This is a genomic window from Streptomyces sp. LN549, from assembly GCF_043203805.1.
In the GTDB taxonomy this organism is placed as follows: Bacteria; Actinomycetota; Actinomycetes; order Streptomycetales; family Streptomycetaceae; genus Streptomyces.
Map to the genome: position 1 here is coordinate 2,333,419 of NZ_JAZHRI010000002.1, position 15,024 is coordinate 2,348,442.

The following is a 15,024-nucleotide window of genomic DNA, read 5'->3' on the forward strand; positions in this document are numbered from 1 at the left end:
CGCCCGGGCCCTCCCGTCAGGACCCGGGCGGCGGGACCAGCACGTTGTCGCTGCGGCGGCCGGCCAGGTAGTCGTCGACGTTCTGGACCGTGGCGGCGATGATCTGGCCCAGGGCGTCCTCGGTGTAGTACGCCTGGTGCGAGGTGACGAGGACGTTCGGGAAGGTGACGAGCCGGGCCAGGGTGTCGTCGTCGACCCCTTCCAGGGACTTGTCGAGGAAGAAGAGCCCGGCCTCCGCCTCGTACACGTCGAGTCCGACCCCCAGGAACCGGCCTGCCCGCAACTCCCCGACCAGGGCTGACGTGTCGACGAGTCCGCCACGGCTGGAGTTGATCAGGATCGCGTCGTCCTTCATGTGTGCCAGCGCGTCCTTGCCGATGATGTGGTGGGTCGAGGGCAGCAGCGGGACGTGCAGGCTGATCAGGTCGGACTCGGCGAGGAGCTGCTCCTTGTCGACATACCGCATGCCCAGCTCGACGCAGGCCGGGTTCTCGGCGACGTCCCAGCCGAGCAGATTCATGCCGAAGCCATGGGCGATACGGGTGAAGGCCTCGCCGATCTTGCCCGTGCCGATGATGCCGGCCGTGCGGCCGTGCATGTCCCGGCCGAGAAGGCCGTCGAGGCGGAAGTCGAAGTCCCGGGTGCGGGTCGTGGCGCGGACGATGCGGCGGTTGACCGCCATGGCAAGGGTCCAGGCGAATTCGGCGACCGAGTAGGGCGAGTACCAGGAGACCCGGGCGACCCGCAGGGCGAGGCGCTCGGCCACGTCCAGATCGATGTTGTTGAAGCCGGTGGAGCGCTGGGCGATCATCTGGGTGCCGCCGGCCGCGAGGGTCTGGAGGACGCGGCTGCCCAGGTCGGCGTTGACGCTGGTGGAGACGATCTCGTAGCCCGCCGCGATGGGTGCGGTGTCCGGGGTCAGGAAGACGTCCAGACACCGGACCTCGTGCTTGCCGGCGAAGGCCTTCTCGATCAGCGGCTTCTCGTCGGACTGCACACCGAATGCCAGGATTTCCACGACGTCTCCCGTGACTGATGCGGGCGGGGTGCGGGGCCGGCTCCCGCACCGGCGCGGGCGGCCCCCGCAGGACCGGTCATCGCGAATATAAGGCCGCGGGGCCCGGCGCGCCGCTCGGCCCCTCAGCCGAAGAAGACCCCCACCTCCGCGTAGAGCGCCGGGTCGACCGTCTTGAGGCGGGCGGTGGCCTCCGCGATCGGCACCCGCACGATGTCCGTGCCGCGCAGGGCGACCATCTTCCCGAAGTCGCCGTCTCGCACCGCGTCGATGGCGTGCAGCCCGAAGCGGGTGGCGAGCCAGCGGTCGAAGGCACTGGGCGTGCCGCCGCGCTGGACATGGCCGAGGACGGTGGTCCTGGCCTCCTTGCCGGTGCGGCTCTCGATCTCCTTGGCCAGCCATTCGCCGACGCCGGAAAGGCGGACATGGCCGAAGGAGTCGTGCGACCCGTCCTTGAGGACCATCTCGCCCTGCACGGGCATGGCCCCTTCGGCTACCACCACGATCGGCGCGTAGCTCGCCCGGAACCGGGAGGTCACCCAGGCACAGACCTGGTCGATGTCGAAGCGCTGTTCCGGGATGAGGATGACGTTGGCGCCGCCGGCCAGCCCCGAGTGGAGCGCGATCCAGCCGGCGTGGCGGCCCATCACCTCGACGACGAGGACCCGCATATGGGACTCGGCCGTGGTGTGCAGCCGGTCGATGGCCTCGGTCGCGATGGAGACGGCGGTGTCGAAGCCGAAGGTGTAGTCGGTACCGGACAGGTCGTTGTCGATGGTCTTCGGTACGCCGACGCAGGGGACGCCGTACGTGTCGGACAGGGTGGCCGCCACGCCGAGGGTGTCCTCGCCGCCGATCGTGACGAGCGCCTCGACCTCGTGCTTGGCGAGGTTGTCCCTGATCCGGCGGACGCCGTGCTCGGCGTTGAGCGGATTGGTGCGCGACGACCCGAGGATGGTGCCACCGCGCGGCAGGATGCCCCGCACCGCCGAGATGGAGAGCGGAACCGTCACTCCCTCCAGCGCTCCGCGCCAGCCGTCCCTGAAACCGATGAAGTCGTATCCGTACTCCTGCACGCCCTTGCGGACGATGGCGCGGATGACCGCGTTGAGCCCGGGGCAGTCGCCGCCCCCGGTCAGTACTCCGACCCTCATGGAAGCATCCCTTCGCCGAAGTGAGCTCACTCAGCTCCACGCTAAGGGTGATCCAGGTCACAACGGGATGGGTCGGACGGTCAATTCCCGCTCAATGCACGGGAATTGATCTCATGCGTCATCGAGGCCGCGCTCGATGGCGTACCTCACCAGCTCCACCCTGTTGTGCAACTGGAGCTTGCCCAGGGTGTTCTGGACATGGTTCTGGACGGTGCGGTGCGAGATGACCAGCCGCTCGGCGATCTGCTTGTACGAGAGTCCCTTGGCCACCAGCCGCAGCACCTCGGTCTCCCGGTCGGTGAGCTCCGGGGCCTTCGGCTCGTTCGACGCGGCGGGTGCGGGTTCGGAGGCCAGCCTGCGGTACTCGCCGAGCACGAGTCCGGCAAGGCCGGGGGTGAAGACCGGGTCGCCGACCGCGGTGGAGCGGACCGCGTCGGTCAGCTCCTGGGTGCTCGCCGACTTCAGCAGATAGCCGGTGGCGCCGGACTTGACCGCTTCCAGTACGTCGGCGTGCTCGCCGCTCGCGGAGAGCACCAGGACCCGCAGTCCGGGCTGCGAGCCGACGAGCTCCTTGCAGACCTGGACGCCCGGCATCCCGGGCAGGTTGAGGTCGAGGACCAGGACGTCGGGGGTGACGGCCCCGGCCCGGCGGACGGCCTGCGGGCCGTCGCCCGCGGTCGCCACCACGTCGAAGCCGGCCTCGGCGAGGTCGCGGGCGACGGCGTCGCGCCACATCGGGTGGTCGTCGACGACCATCACCCTGATGGGCTGCTGCTGCCCGCCGCCCTCTTCGGTTGCTGCGCTCATCGGACTGAACCCGCCTTCCCCCGTGCCATCTTCGGAACCTTCAATTCGACCTCGGTGCCCTGACCGGGCACCGAGATCAACTCTGCCGTACCGCCCAGGTCGCGCAGCCGCCCGCGGATCGACAGGGCGACTCCGAGGCGCCCCTCGCCCTCGGCCTGGGCGAGCCGCCCCTCCGGGATGCCGGGCCCGTCGTCCCGGACCGTGACGATCACCTCGTCCGGCCAGTCCTCGACCAGGATCCAGGCCTGGGCGCTCTCCCCCGCGTGCACCCGGACATTGTCCAGGGCCGCGCTGACGGCCGCCGCCAGTTCCCCGGCCGCCGCGGGCGGGAGCAGCACCGGTGCGCCGGGCTCCGCGAAGGTCACCCGGGATCCGGCGTGCGGGGCGAGCAGGGCCCGCAGGTCGGTGTCGCCCGGGTCCTCGGTCTCGTCGTCCGTCTCGACGGTGCGTACCACGGCGCCCTCGGCCGCGTCCTCGGACACCCGGGTGGGGGGTACCAGTCCGCTGGAGACCAGGGTGCGCAGGGCGACCTCCTGTTCCCCGGCCATCCGGCCCAGCTCGGCGGCCTCGCCGCCGATCGCCGTACCCCGGCGCTGCACCATGGCGAGGACCTGGAGCACGCTGTCGTGGATGTCGCGGGCGAGGCGTTCCCGCTCCCGGGTGGCCGCCTCGATCTCCAGGGCGCGGGCGAGGGTGCGCTCACTGGCGCGGGCGACCTCGACGACGTACCCGATGGCGATGGAGGCGACCCAGACCAGCAGGACGTTGTGGAGGGTGTCGCGGCTGGGTTCGGCACGCTCGATCAGGTTGGCGACGGCGACGAAGGTGGAGGCGAAGGCCGCCCAGCGCCAGCCGCCCTTGATCGCGAAGGCCAGGACGGAACCGGCGGTCCAGATGGACGGCAGGGTCGGGCCGTCGACATGCTGGGCCTGGAAGTCGGCGAGCGGGGTGATGAGGATGCCGATGAGCGCGAGCGTGAGGTCGGCGCCCAGGAAGCGCTTGGTGCAGGCCACGGCGCCCGAGACCTTCGGCAGGGTGGCGAGCGTCCAGACGGCCATGACCGCCAGGAAGACGGCGGCCACCCACGGCCGGTCGTACTTCTCGCGTCCGAAGACGGCGAGCAGGATCGCGTAGAGCATCGTCAGGATGCGATACGCGGTCAGGGCACGCCAAAGCGGCTGCTCGACCGACATCCTCACGACCCGCACACGTTTGGCCATCTTGTTCTCCCCCACCCCCGGACCCGCCGCGCACTCGGGCTCAGGCGCTGCCGCGGTCCGTGTCCTGCTCGTCCCGGCCGCCGGACGCGGCCTTCTTGGCGGCCTCCGCCCGCTGCTTCGCCTCGTCCGCGATCTGCCGCTTGGCGGCGGTCGCGTAGATGTCTACGTACTCCTGGCCGGAGAGCTTCATGATCTCGTACATGACCTCATCGGTGACCGAGCGCAGGATGAAGCGGTCGCCCTCCATGCCGTGGTAGCGGCTGAAGTCGAGCGGCTTGCCGATCCTGATCCCCGGTCGCATCAGCTTGGGCACCACCTGGCCGGGCGGCTGGATCTTCTCCGTGTCGATCATCGCGACGGGGATGACCGGCGCACCGGTGGCGAGGGCCACCCGGGCGAGGCCGCCGGGCTTGCCGCGGTAGAGGCGGCCGTCGGGCGACCGGGTGCCCTCCGGGTAGATGCCGAACAGCCCGCCGCTCTCGATGACCTCGATACCGGCCTTGATCGCCGCCTCACCGGCCCCGCGGGCGCCCGAGCGGTCCACCGGAAGCTGTCCGACCCCCTTGAAGAAGGCGGCGGTGAGCTTTCCCTTGACCCCGGGTGCGGTGAAGTACTCGGCCTTCGCGATGAAGGTGACCTTGCGGTCCAGAACGGCGGGCAGGAAGAAGGAGTCGGAGAACGACAGATGGTTGCTGGCGAGGATCGCGGGGCCCCGTGCGGGAATGTTCTCCAGGCCCTCCACCCACGGCCTGAAGGCGAGCTTCAGAGACCCGCCGATGGAGAACTTCATAGCGCCGTAGATCAACTCGAGTGCCTCCTGTGTGCTGTCCGACAGACCTTAACCCGTGCCGCGCCCCACGCTCCTGCCCGGCACGGGCAGGGTGTCCGCAGCCCGGGCCGGTGACGGCCCTGGTCGGTGTCGGTCCGGTCGCGTACGGTGAAGTAATCCTTCTGCACTCCCCCTTTCGCTCCCCTTTCGAGCCTCACGAACAGGAGACCCCGGTGCCGGTCCTTCCTGGAGCCGAGCCGTTCCGCCACGAGGGCGGAGAGGTCGGCGTCCTCCTCTGTCACGGATTCACCGGCTCCCCGCAGTCGCTGCGCCCCTGGGCCGACTATCTGGCGGAGCGCGGGCTCACGGTCGCGCTGCCGCTGCTGCCCGGGCACGGCACCCGATGGGAAGACATGCAGGTGACCGGCTGGCAGGACTGGTACGCGGAGGTGGACCGGGAGCTGCGGGCGCTGCTAAAGCGGTGCGAGCAGGTCTTCGTGTTCGGTCTCTCCATGGGCGGCGCGCTGTCGCTACGGCTCGCGGCGAAGCACGGCGACGCCGTCCGGGGTCTCGTCCTGGTCAACCCGGCCAACAAGGTGCACGGCCTGTCGGCGTACGCGCTGCCGGTCGCCCGTCATCTGGTGCGGACGACGAAGGGGCTGGCGAGCGACATCGCGCTGGAGGGTTCCCACGAGGTGGGCTACGACCGGGTGCCACTGCACGCGGCGCACTCGGTGCGGAAGTTCTTCCGGCTGGTCGACGCCGAGCTTCCGCAGGTGACCCAGCCGATCCTGCTGCTGCACAGCCCGCAGGACCATGTGGTGCCGCCCGCCGACACCGCCCGGATCCTGAGCCGGGTGTCCTCGACGGATGTCGAGGAGATCCTCCTGGAACAGAGCTACCACGTCGCGACGTTGGACCACGATGCGGAGCGGATCTTCGACGAGAGCTACTCGTTCATCGGCCGCCTCGCTCCGAGCGTCGGAAAGAAGGGGAGCAGGTCCGGTGGCTGAGCACGACGCGGAGCGCACAGGCAGCGAGGAGGAGCGCGAGCCGCTCCCCGCCGGGGGGACGCCCGTGCCCGACGAGGGCGGCGGCGCTCCGGCGCCGGAGGCCCCGTCCGCGCCCACGGGGGCGGAGGGCGAACGCCCGGTCGACGAGGACGCCGTCTGGAAGGCGATCATCGAGGGGTACGGGGAGGAGCCGCCGGACCCGCCGGGTGCCAGGCCCTTCCGGTCCATCGAGGACCTCGCGCTTCCGGAGGAGGACTCAGTCGCTCCGGACCCGGACAAGGGCCTCGGGAAGAGCCGGCCCAAGCCGCCGGAGAAGCCACTCGGCAGCTCGGTGGTCTTCGCCCCGGGTGTCGGCGGCCCGCGGGACTACGAGCCGGCGGAGCCCGTCGAGGGCCACAGCGACGACGACAGCGGCGAGGGGCACTTCGTGCCGCCGGAGCCGCCGCCGCTGCCGGAGGCCGACGTCACGTCGAAGTTCGCCTGGCTCGCGGTGGTCGGCGGCCCGATCCTCCTGCTGCTGGCGGTGCTGCTCCAGTGGGAGATGACCTGGTGGCTGACCACGGTCGGTGTCGGCGGTTTCCTGGGCGGTTTCGTGACGCTGGTGGCGCGGATGGACCACGACGACGAGGACGGTGACGACCCCGGCCGCGGCGCGGTGGTCTGAGAAACCGTCGGGCTACGAGGCCGCTGCGGGCACCCGCAGCGCGGCCAGTACCGGCAGGTGGTCGGTCGCCGCCAGCAGGTCGGCCTCGGAGATCCCGGGCAGTCCGGTCGGGACCCCGCAGCCGAGCACCTCGATGCCGTCGGTCGCGAAGACGGCGTCGAGCCGCTTGTGCGGGTCGTGCGGCGGGAAGGTGTGCTCGCCACCCCGGGGCCGTACCGCCCAGCAGTCCTGGAACCGCCCGGCGAGCAGCCGGAAGGCCCGCCCGCTAGGTACGTCGTTGAGGTCGCCGGCCACGACCACGTGGTCCACGCCCATCGCGTCCACCGTCTCCAGCAGCCTCTCCGCCTGGGCGAGGCGTTCTGGGCGCTCCAGGCTCAGATGGCAGCTCAGCACGCCGATCCGGGTGCCCGCGATCCGGACCACTGCGGTGGCGAAGCCCCTGCGGTGCAGTCCCGGGGTGAGCGGCAGCAGGACGTCCTCGGTGCGCTCCACCGTGGCGCGCAGCGAGCAGAGCAGCAGCGGTCCGGCCGCGGTGGCCCCGCCGCCGAGGATGACCAGATCACTGCGGGCGGCGAGCCTGGCGGCATGCTTGCGCCAGCGGAAGAAGCGCGGCGCCTCCTGGACGAGGACCAGGTCGGGTGCGCAGGCCTGGATGACGCGGGCCAGCGCCGCGCGGTCGTCGCGCATCGACCGGATGTTGTAGCTGAGCACTCTGACGACGGCCGAGCCGTCCTGCTCGGTACGGGAGTCGGGCAGCGACATCATGGCCATGCGGTTCACGATACGGCGGACGCCCGCCGCTCCCCGAGGGGCACGACGGGCGTCCGGTGTGTCCGTGTCCGGTCGGATCAGCCCTGCCGGGCCAGGTCCGCCGCGCCCACGAGCCCGGCCTTGCCGCCCAGTTGGGCCGCGAGCACCTGGGCGTGCGGGCGCCACTCGCCGCCGATCAGCCAGCGCCGGAACGACTTGCGGATCGGGTCGAGGACCAGTTCGCCCTCGTCCGAGACGCCACCGCCGACGATGAAGGCGGACGGGTCGAAGAGCGAGGCGAGGTCGGCCAGTCCGGCGCCGGCCCAGCGGGCCAGCTCGCGGAACGAGTCGACGGCCACCGGGCAGCCCTGCCGGGCGGCCTCGCTGATGTGCTTGCCCTCGATGCCCTCGACCGTGCCGTCTCCGAGCGCCAGCAGGATCGTGGCGTTCTCCGGGGTGGCGTTGGCGCGCTGCTTCGCGTACCGCACGAGGGCGCGGCCGGAGGCGTACTGCTCCCAGCAGCCCTGGCTGCCGCAGCCGCAGAGCAGCCCGTCCGGGACGACCCGGATGTGGCCGAACTCGGCGGCCACGCCGAAGCGTCCGCGGCGCAGCTTGTTGCCGATGATGATGCCGCCGCCGAGGCCCGTGCCCAGCGTGATGCAGATGACGTCCTCGTGGCCCTGGCCGGCGCCGAAGCGGTACTCGCCCCAGGCCGCCGCGTTGGCGTCGTTCTCGACGACCACGGGGAGGCCGACGCGCTGCTCGACCTTGTCCTTAAGCGGCTCGTGCCGCCAGTTGATGTTCGGCGCGAACAGCACCGTGGCACGCTTGTCGTCGACGTATCCGGCCGCGCCGATGCCGACCGCCTCGACGGGATGCCCCTCGCTCGCGCCGGACACCGCCGCCGCGATCGCGTCCACGATGCCTTCAGCCGTCGGCGGGGTCGGCACCTTGAAGGTCGAGAGGATGTGGCCCTCTTCGTCGACCACTCCAGCTGCGATCTTCGTGCCGCCGATATCGACGCCGATGGTGAGTCCCATGAATCCCTCAGTTTCGGTCGAGCCCCGCTGAGGCAACCGTACCCGAGGACGGGCCCCGCCCTGTCGGCGCCGGTCAGTCCAGGTCGATGTGTTCGCCGGTGCCGGGCCCCTCATCACGGGGGTCGGTGGGGTCTTCCGCCTTCGTTTCCGTGCCTGCGGGGTCCCCGGCGCCCTGGGTCCAGCGGCGTTCCTGGCCCTCGACCGCAGAGCGGTATGCGGCGAGCAGTTCACTGCCGGCCGCCGCGATGTGATCGAAAACGTCCGGATTGCGTTCGATGACGGGCTCGACGGCGGACTTCGCCTGCTTGATGACCTGCTGCACGGCCCCCTGGGCCGCCACGCCGAACAGCGGCGTTTGAAGGGATCCGAGCTTGTCGGCCACGGCGTCGACCAGCTTGCGCAGCTCCTCGGCGGCGGAGCCGGGCGGCGGGCCGTACTCGGCGCGGCGGCGGGCCTTCTCGGCGGCGAGGTCCTCGGCGCAGGCCTGCGCCCACGCGTCGTCGTCGGCGGGACGATCGGTGGCTTCGCTCATGGCGGACTCCTGCGACGTTGTTGGCCGGCGGCCCGGCATACGGGACGCCTACCGACGACGTTACCCGAACGGTGGTACGCCGTTCAGCTCGTCCTCGGCCACAGGGCGGGGTCCGGCGTGAAGCGGACCCGCAGCACCCCGTCCGTGAGGGCCGCGCCCGAGACGGTGCAGCGGCGCAGCGCGGACTCCAGGGGCACGATGCGGTGGAAGGGGCCGACGGTGAGGAGCAGCTCATTGCCGCGCCGGACCAGGTGGAGGTCCTTCTTGACGGCGCCGGGAAGGCGCAGGCACCAGACGAGTATGCCGTCGGCGCCGTCCTGCCCTTCGGGGGCTCCGGCCTCCTCGATCCACCAGGGGTCCTCGGCGCGGCCGCCGTCCCGGCCGTCCGGGGTCAGGGCGGGCTCGTCGTCCACGAGGCCGGTGAGGTCGTCGGGGCCCTGCGGGTCGCGGCCGAGGTGGGGCACCTGAAGCGGCGGGGCCTCGGCGGGCCGTTCCTCGTGCCAGTGGTGGAGGCACTTCTCCTGCTGCGCGGCGAGCGCGGCGAACCAGGGGTCGGACGAGTGCCGCGGCAGCACTCGGTTGGCCACCAGGGCGTCGACCCGCAGCCCGTGCAGGGCGAGCCCGGTACGGGCGGTGCGCAGCGCGTCCTCGGCGGCAGGACCCGGTTCGGCGACCAGCCGGAGCGTGGTCGCGCGGTCCTCGATCAGCGCCTGGACCCCTGCCAGCTCGGCGTCGCGCCGGGCGGCGGCCTCGTACAGCCACTGCGCGGGCATGGGCACCCCGGCGAGCTGGGCGAGCATCGGGCGCAGGGCGCGGGCGGCCTGGCGTTCCTGGGGCAGCAGCCGACGCAGGTAGCGGCGCAGCTGTTCGGGCAGGGCCAGCACGGCGAGGGCTTCGCGCAGCGGCGGCAGGTCGACGACGAGGAGGTCGTAGCCGGCGCGGGACCAGTCGCCCTGTGCGGCGCGGCGCAGGGAGTGCAGCAGGGCGAGTTCGGCGCTGCCGGGGAGTTCGGTGAGTTCCTCACCGTCCATGCGGTTGCCGCCGAGCAGGTCGAGCACGCCGGACAACTGGTCCTGGAGGGTGAGGAGTTCGCTGCGGAAGTGCGCACCCGAGTCGATCCGGACGGACCACAGCGCGTCGGTCACCTGGGTGGGTTCGGTGTCCGTCGGGAAGCCGGGTATGGCGTCGGCGGAGATCAGCAGGGTGCGGTGGCCGCCGCGGGCGCCGGCCAGTGCGGTGGCCGCCGCGACGGTGGTACGGCCGGCTCCGCCGAGGCCGGTGACCAGGACCGTACGCACCGGATCAGGCCTTCGGGACGGACTCGACACGCTTCTTGAGACCGGCCAGGGCGCGGTCGATGATGACCTTCTCGGCCTTGCGCTTGATCATGCCGAGCATCGGGATCTTGACGTCGACGGTCAGCCGGTAGGTGACCTCGGTACGGTCGCCGTCCCCGAGCGGGGCCAGGGCGTAGGAGCCGTCGATGGCGCGCAGCATCTGGGACTTGACCAGGGTCCAGCTGACCTCGTAGTCGCCGATCCAGGTGTACGCGAGGGTGTGGTCGTCCTTGATCGCGCCGGCGTCCAGGACCAGACGGACCTTCTCGGCACGGCCGCGGTCGTCGGTGCCGAGCACCTCGGCCTCCTTGACCTCGCCGGTCCATTCCGGATAGCGGTCGAAGTCGGCGATCACACCCATGACGTCGGCCGGTGCCGCCTCGATCGTGATGCTCGAGCTGGTGTGTTCAGCCATCGCTGTGGCCCTCCAGTGCGGTGTACCGGTCGGTCGGCAGAGGCCTGCCGCCAGAAGGCTATCGCGTGAGGGCGGCGCCTCGTCCCAGGCCCCGGGCGAGCGGGGTCGTGGTCACCACTCCAGCGCCCAGGGCCGGCCGGTCGAGGCGAAGTGGCCGACGTTCACGCACTCGGTGGTGCCGATCCGCATCCGGCGGGCCAGCGGCTGGTGGACGTGGCCGAACACGGAGTAGCGGGGGCGGGTGCGGCGGATGGCGTCGAGCAGGGCCCGGCTGCCGCGCTCGAAGCGGCGCGCCACGGTGTCGTACGTCAACTCCGGGACCTCGGGCGGGATGTGCGTGCAGAGCACGTCGACCGGGCCGACCGCCTCGATCTTGGCCGCGTACTCCTCGTCGCTGATCTCGTACGGGGTGCGCATCGGGGTCTGCAGTCCGCCGCCGACGAAGCCGAAGACGCGGCCGCCGATCTCGACCCGGTCGCCGTCCAGGACGGTGGTGCCGGGGCCCGCGTACTCGGGCCACAGGCCGGGAATGTCGACGTTGCCGTAGGTGGCGTACGTCGGGGTGGGCAGCGCGGCGAACATCTCGGCGTACTGCTTGCGGACGGCGGAGACGATCGCGGCGTTGCGGTCCATCCCCGCCCACAGCTCCCGGCCGAAGTCCCGCGCCTCCTCGAAGCGGCGTTCGGTGCGCAGGGCGACGATCCGGTGGGCGTTCTCGACGCCGAAGAGGTCGGGGAAGATGCCGCGCGAGTGGTCCGCGTAGTCGAGGAAGAGCACCAGGTCACCCAGGCAGATGAGGGCGTCGGCCCCGTCCCCGGCGCGGGCCAGCGCCTCGGTGTTCCCGTGCACGTCACTGACCACGTGGACGCGGGTGCGCGGTCCGGCGGAGGCGTCCCGGGTGTTCGGTCCTGCTCGCATGACGATCACCCTAGGACTCCGGCGCCCACGTGGGTAGGGGCGGTCGGACCTGCGGTTACCTCCGGGTGTTCAACGAGGTGCACTACTGTGCGGATGAGGACCACCGATATGTGTGACGCATAAGACATCTGGCCTGAACCCCCTATCCGGAACCGAGTACCGGTGGGTAACGTCCGGGCAGTCCAGTCGTGCTCACCCCACTGAGCACCCGCCAATCTTGGACCGCAGCCGGTGCGTCACACAGAGCCGTGGCACCGGAGCCCGATGAGGAGCAGCAGTCTTGCGCGAGTTCAGCCTTCCGGCCCTGTACGAGGTCCCCTCGGACGGCAACCTGACGGATCTCATCCGCCGCAATGCCGCTCAGCATGCCGATGTCGCGGTGATGAGCCGCAAAGTTGCGGGCGTCTGGACGGACGTCACCGCCACACAGTTCCTGGCCGAGGTCAGAGCCGCCGCCAAGGGGCTGATCGCCGCCGGTGTCGAGCCCGGTGACCGGGTCGCCCTGATGTCCCGCACCCGCTACGAGTGGGTGCAGCTGGACTTCGCGATCTGGAGTGCGGGCGCCGTCACCGTGCCGGTGTACGAGACCAGCTCCCCCGAGCAGGTCCAGTGGATCCTCGGCGACTCGGGCGCGGTCGCGGTCCTGGTGGAGAGCGACGCGCACGCGCAGGCCGTGGCCTCGGTGCGCGACCGGCTGCCGGAACTGCGCCATGTGTGGCAGATCGACAAGGGCGCGGTCGACACACTGACGGCATCGGGTGCGGAGGTCTCCGAGGAGACCGTCGATCTGCGCAGCGTGAGCGCCAAGGCCGACGATCCGGCCACCATCGTCTACACCTCGGGCACCACCGGCCGCCCCAAGGGCTGTGTGCTGACGCACCGCAGCTTCTTCGCGGAGTGCGGCAACGTGGTGGAGCGCCTGAAGCCGCTGTTCCGTACCGGCGAGTGCTCCGTGCTGCTCTTCCTGCCCGCCGCGCACGTCTTCGGCCGGCTGGTCGAGGTCGCCTCCGTGATGGCGCCGATCAAGCTCGGCTGCGTACCGGACATCAAGAACCTGACCGATGAGCTGGCCTCGTTCCGGCCGACCCTGATCCTCGGGGTGCCGCGGGTCTTCGAGAAGGTCTACAACTCGGCCCGGGCCAAGGCGCAGGCCGACGGCAAGGGCAAGATCTTCGACAAGGCGGCGAACACGGCGATCGCCTACAGCCGCGCGCTGGGCACGCCGCAGGGTCCGTCCGTGGGCCTGAAGTTCAAGCACAAGGTCTTCGACCGGCTGGTCTACAGCAAGCTGCGGGCCGTGCTCGGCGGACGCGGCGAGTACGCGATCTCCGGCGGCGCGCCGCTCGGCGAGCGGCTCGGCCACTTCTACCGCGGTATCGGCTTCACCGTCCTGGAGGGCTACGGCCTGACGGAGTCGTGCGCGGCCACCGCCTTCAACCCGTGGGACCGTCAGAAGATCGGAACGGTCGGACAGCCGCTGCCCGGCTCCGTCGTGCGGATCGCCGACGACGGCGAGGTGCTGCTGCACGGCGAGCACCTGTTCTCCGGCTACTGGAACAACGAGGCGGCGACGGCCGAGGCGCTGGCCGACGGCTGGTTCCACACCGGCGACATCGGCACGCTCGACGAGGACGGCTATCTCGCGATCACCGGCCGCAAGAAGGAGATCATCGTCACGGCCGGCGGCAAGAACGTCGCTCCCGCCGTCATCGAGGACCGCATCCGCGGGCACGCCCTGGTGGCGGAGTGCATGGTGGTCGGCGACGGACGCCCGTTCGTGGGCGCCCTGGTGACGCTGGATGAGGAGTTCCTGGGCCGCTGGGCCGAGGAGCACGGCAAGCCCGTCGGCTCGACCGCAGTGTCGCTGCGCGAGGACCCGGAGCTGCTGGCCGAGGTGCAGCGCGCGATCGACGACGGCAACGCCGCGGTGTCCAAGGCCGAGTCCGTACGGAAGTTCCGCATCCTGGCCGCCCAGTTCACCGAGGAGGCGGGTCACATCACGCCGTCGCTGAAGCTGAAGCGGAACGTGGTGGCGAAGGACTTCGCCGACGAGGTCGAGTCGATCTACCGCGCCTGACGCCGTGCAACCGGAAGGGGCCCGTCCTGCGGGCCCCTTCCGCGTACCCGGTCACTCAGAGCAGCTCCCTGAGCCGCTCCGCCAGCAGGTCCCAGCGCCACTTCTCCTCGACCCAGGCCCTGCCCCGCTCCCCCATCCGCTGCCGCAGCTCCGCGTCGCCGAGCAGTGCGACGATCCGCTCCGCCGACTCCTCGGCCGAGCCGCCGCGCACCACCCACCCGGTCACACCGTCGAGCACGGCGTCCGGGGCTCCGCCCGAGTCGCCCGCCACCACCGGCAGCCCGGTCGCGGACGCCTCCAGGTAGACGATGCCGAGGCCCTCCACGTCGAGGCCGCCGCGCCGGGTGCGGCACGGCATCGCGAAGACGTCGCCGGCCCCGTAGTGCGCGGGCAGTTCCTCCCACGGCACCGGACCGGTGAACCGCACCGAGTCCTGCACCCCGGTCTCCGCCGCCAGCTTCCTCAGTTCCCCGGCGTACGGCCCGCCGCCGACGATCAGCAGGACCGCGTCGGGCACCTGGGCCAGGATCGCCGGCATCGCGAGGATCAGGGTGTCCTGGCCCTTGCGGGGCACCAGCCGGGACACGCAGACGACGACCGGCCGGTCGGTGAGCCCGAGCCGGGCCCTGACGCGGTCGCCGCCGGAGTCCGGGTGGAAGGTCTTCTCGTCGACGCCGGGGGGGAGCTGGACCATGCGGCCGGCAGCCGCCGGGGTGAGTGCGGCGGCGATCCGGGAGCGGGTGTACTCGCCGAGGTAGGTGATCGTGTCCGTGCCCTCGCCGATCCTCCGCAGCAGCTTCCGGGAGGCGGGCAGTTGGGCCCAGCCGGCCTCGTGCCCGTGGGTGGTGGCGACCAGCCGCCGGGCGCCGGCCCGGCGCAGCGCCGGTGCCATCAGGCCGAGCGGGGCGGCGGCCCCGAACCAGACCGACGAACAGCCGTGGGTGCGCAGCAGTTCCACGGCGCGCCGGGTCACCCGCGGGGTCGGCAGCAGCATCGTCGTACGGTCGCGGACCACGGTGAAGGGCTGCTCGGCGTCGAAGGCGGCGGTGGCCGCCGCACCCTCGGCGCCCCGCTTCCAGGTGGAGGCGTAGACGACGACCTGTTCCGGGTCCAGGCGGAGCGCCATGTTGTGCAGGAACGCCTGGATGCCACCGGGGCGGGGCGGGAAGTCATTGGTCACGATCAGGGTCTTGTCCATCGCCGCCGACAGTACCGGGCGGCCCCGGGCCATCGCCGTCGGCGGTACCGACCGGCCCCGCCTGATGGCTCCCGCACAGCGGGGGCGGGCATCATGGCTCCTCGTACGACGGACG

At 71.5% G+C, this 15,024-nt stretch carries 15 protein-coding genes; 3 read left to right on the forward strand and 12 right to left on the reverse strand.

What is annotated here, in order from left to right:
* Window positions 1–16: 16 nt before the first annotated feature.
* The 5 genes from SH922_RS10295 to SH922_RS10315 all read right to left on the reverse strand — a co-directional run bounded on the left by SH922_RS10295 (window position 17) and on the right by SH922_RS10315 (window position 4,986).
* Window positions 17–1,018, reverse strand: a complete 1,002-nt coding sequence (locus SH922_RS10295; RefSeq protein ID WP_393057154.1) for a 2-hydroxyacid dehydrogenase — start codon at window positions 1,016–1,018, stop codon at window positions 17–19.
* A 122-nt stretch (window positions 1,019–1,140) separates the two neighbouring features.
* Window positions 1,141–2,169 carry a 6-phosphofructokinase gene (locus tag SH922_RS10300; RefSeq protein ID WP_393057156.1) on the reverse strand — a complete coding sequence of 343 codons (1,029 nt, stop codon included), beginning with the start codon at window positions 2,167–2,169 and terminating at the stop codon, window positions 1,141–1,143.
* 111 nt (window positions 2,170–2,280) lie between these two features.
* A complete protein-coding gene (locus SH922_RS10305) occupies window positions 2,281–2,976 on the reverse strand; it encodes a response regulator (RefSeq protein WP_393057158.1) in 696 nt (231 codons plus the stop codon).
* A complete protein-coding gene (gene macS, locus SH922_RS10310) occupies window positions 2,973–4,196 on the reverse strand; it encodes a MacS family sensor histidine kinase (RefSeq protein ID WP_393057160.1) in 1,224 nt (407 codons plus the stop codon). Before macS ends, SH922_RS10305 begins: the two co-directional genes overlap by 4 nt.
* A gap of 40 nt (window positions 4,197–4,236) precedes the next feature.
* A complete protein-coding gene (locus tag SH922_RS10315) occupies window positions 4,237–4,986 on the reverse strand; it encodes a lysophospholipid acyltransferase family protein (RefSeq protein ID WP_393063518.1) in 750 nt (249 codons plus the stop codon).
* A 212-nt stretch (window positions 4,987–5,198) separates the two neighbouring features.
* On the opposite strand from SH922_RS10315, the gene SH922_RS10320 reads away from it, so the two are divergent.
* Window positions 5,199–5,978 (forward strand): alpha/beta hydrolase, encoded by a 780-nt coding sequence (locus SH922_RS10320; protein ID WP_393057162.1) that lies wholly within the window; start codon window positions 5,199–5,201, stop codon window positions 5,976–5,978.
* A complete protein-coding gene (locus SH922_RS10325; RefSeq protein ID WP_393057164.1) occupies window positions 5,971–6,642 on the forward strand; it encodes a hypothetical protein in 672 nt (223 codons plus the stop codon). The genes SH922_RS10320 and SH922_RS10325 overlap by 8 nt, the downstream gene beginning before the upstream one ends.
* A gap of 12 nt (window positions 6,643–6,654) precedes the next feature.
* Here SH922_RS10325 and SH922_RS10330 read toward each other — a convergent pair whose 3' ends face one another.
* The 6 genes from SH922_RS10330 to SH922_RS10355 form a co-directional block, all read right to left on the reverse strand.
* Window positions 6,655–7,413, reverse strand: coding sequence for an endonuclease/exonuclease/phosphatase family protein (locus tag SH922_RS10330; RefSeq protein WP_393057166.1), 759 nt, complete (start codon window positions 7,411–7,413; stop codon window positions 6,655–6,657).
* 77 nt (window positions 7,414–7,490) lie between these two features.
* Window positions 7,491–8,432 (reverse strand): ROK family glucokinase, encoded by a 942-nt coding sequence (locus SH922_RS10335; protein ID WP_356323761.1) that lies wholly within the window; start codon window positions 8,430–8,432, stop codon window positions 7,491–7,493.
* A gap of 73 nt (window positions 8,433–8,505) precedes the next feature.
* The gene (locus SH922_RS10340) at window positions 8,506–8,964 is read right to left on the reverse strand and encodes a DUF5304 domain-containing protein (protein ID WP_393057169.1); all 459 of its coding nucleotides are present in this window, start codon (window positions 8,962–8,964) and stop codon (window positions 8,506–8,508) included.
* 83 nt (window positions 8,965–9,047) lie between these two features.
* Window positions 9,048–10,262 (reverse strand): ArsA family ATPase, encoded by a 1,215-nt coding sequence (locus tag SH922_RS10345; RefSeq protein ID WP_393057171.1) that lies wholly within the window; start codon window positions 10,260–10,262, stop codon window positions 9,048–9,050.
* 4 nt (window positions 10,263–10,266) lie between these two features.
* Window positions 10,267–10,716 carry an SRPBCC family protein gene (locus SH922_RS10350; RefSeq protein ID WP_148017697.1) on the reverse strand — a complete coding sequence of 150 codons (450 nt, stop codon included), beginning with the start codon at window positions 10,714–10,716 and terminating at the stop codon, window positions 10,267–10,269.
* A gap of 111 nt (window positions 10,717–10,827) precedes the next feature.
* Complete coding sequence (locus SH922_RS10355) at window positions 10,828–11,634, reverse strand: metallophosphoesterase (RefSeq protein WP_393057174.1); 807 nt, start codon at window positions 11,632–11,634, stop codon at window positions 10,828–10,830.
* Between the two features lie 280 nt (window positions 11,635–11,914).
* On the opposite strand from SH922_RS10355, the gene SH922_RS10360 reads away from it, so the two are divergent.
* Entirely contained in the window at window positions 11,915–13,711 is a 1,797-nt protein-coding gene (locus SH922_RS10360; protein ID WP_393057176.1) for an AMP-dependent synthetase/ligase, read from the forward strand.
* A gap of 55 nt (window positions 13,712–13,766) precedes the next feature.
* Here SH922_RS10360 and SH922_RS10365 read toward each other — a convergent pair whose 3' ends face one another.
* Window positions 13,767–14,909 (reverse strand): glycosyltransferase family 4 protein, encoded by a 1,143-nt coding sequence (locus tag SH922_RS10365; RefSeq protein WP_393057178.1) that lies wholly within the window; start codon window positions 14,907–14,909, stop codon window positions 13,767–13,769.
* Window positions 14,910–15,024 lie beyond the last annotated feature (115 nt).

Bases quoted from the DNA above. Each gene is read 5' to 3' on its own strand.
- SH922_RS10300 (WP_393057156.1), bottom strand. From the start codon at position 2,169: ATGAGGGTCGGAGTACTGACCGGGGGCGGCGACTGCCCCGGGCTCAAC.
- SH922_RS10305 (WP_393057158.1), bottom strand. From the start codon at position 2,976: ATGAGCGCAGCAACCGAAGAGGGCGGCGGGCAGCAGCAGCCCATCAGG.
- macS (WP_393057160.1), bottom strand. From the start codon at position 4,196: ATGGCCAAACGTGTGCGGGTCGTGAGGATGTCGGTCGAGCAGCCGCTT.
- SH922_RS10315 (WP_393063518.1), bottom strand. From the start codon at position 4,986: ATGAAGTTCTCCATCGGCGGGTCTCTGAAGCTCGCCTTCAGGCCGTGG.
- SH922_RS10330 (WP_393057166.1), bottom strand. From the start codon at position 7,413: ATGGCCATGATGTCGCTGCCCGACTCCCGTACCGAGCAGGACGGCTCG.
- SH922_RS10335 (WP_356323761.1), bottom strand. From the start codon at position 8,432: ATGGGACTCACCATCGGCGTCGATATCGGCGGCACGAAGATCGCAGCT.
- SH922_RS10340 (WP_393057169.1), bottom strand. From the start codon at position 8,964: ATGAGCGAAGCCACCGATCGTCCCGCCGACGACGACGCGTGGGCGCAG.
- SH922_RS10350 (WP_148017697.1), bottom strand. From the start codon at position 10,716: ATGGCTGAACACACCAGCTCGAGCATCACGATCGAGGCGGCACCGGCC.
- SH922_RS10355 (WP_393057174.1), bottom strand. From the start codon at position 11,634: ATGCGAGCAGGACCGAACACCCGGGACGCCTCCGCCGGACCGCGCACC.
- SH922_RS10365 (WP_393057178.1), bottom strand. From the start codon at position 14,909: ATGGACAAGACCCTGATCGTGACCAATGACTTCCCGCCCCGCCCCGGT.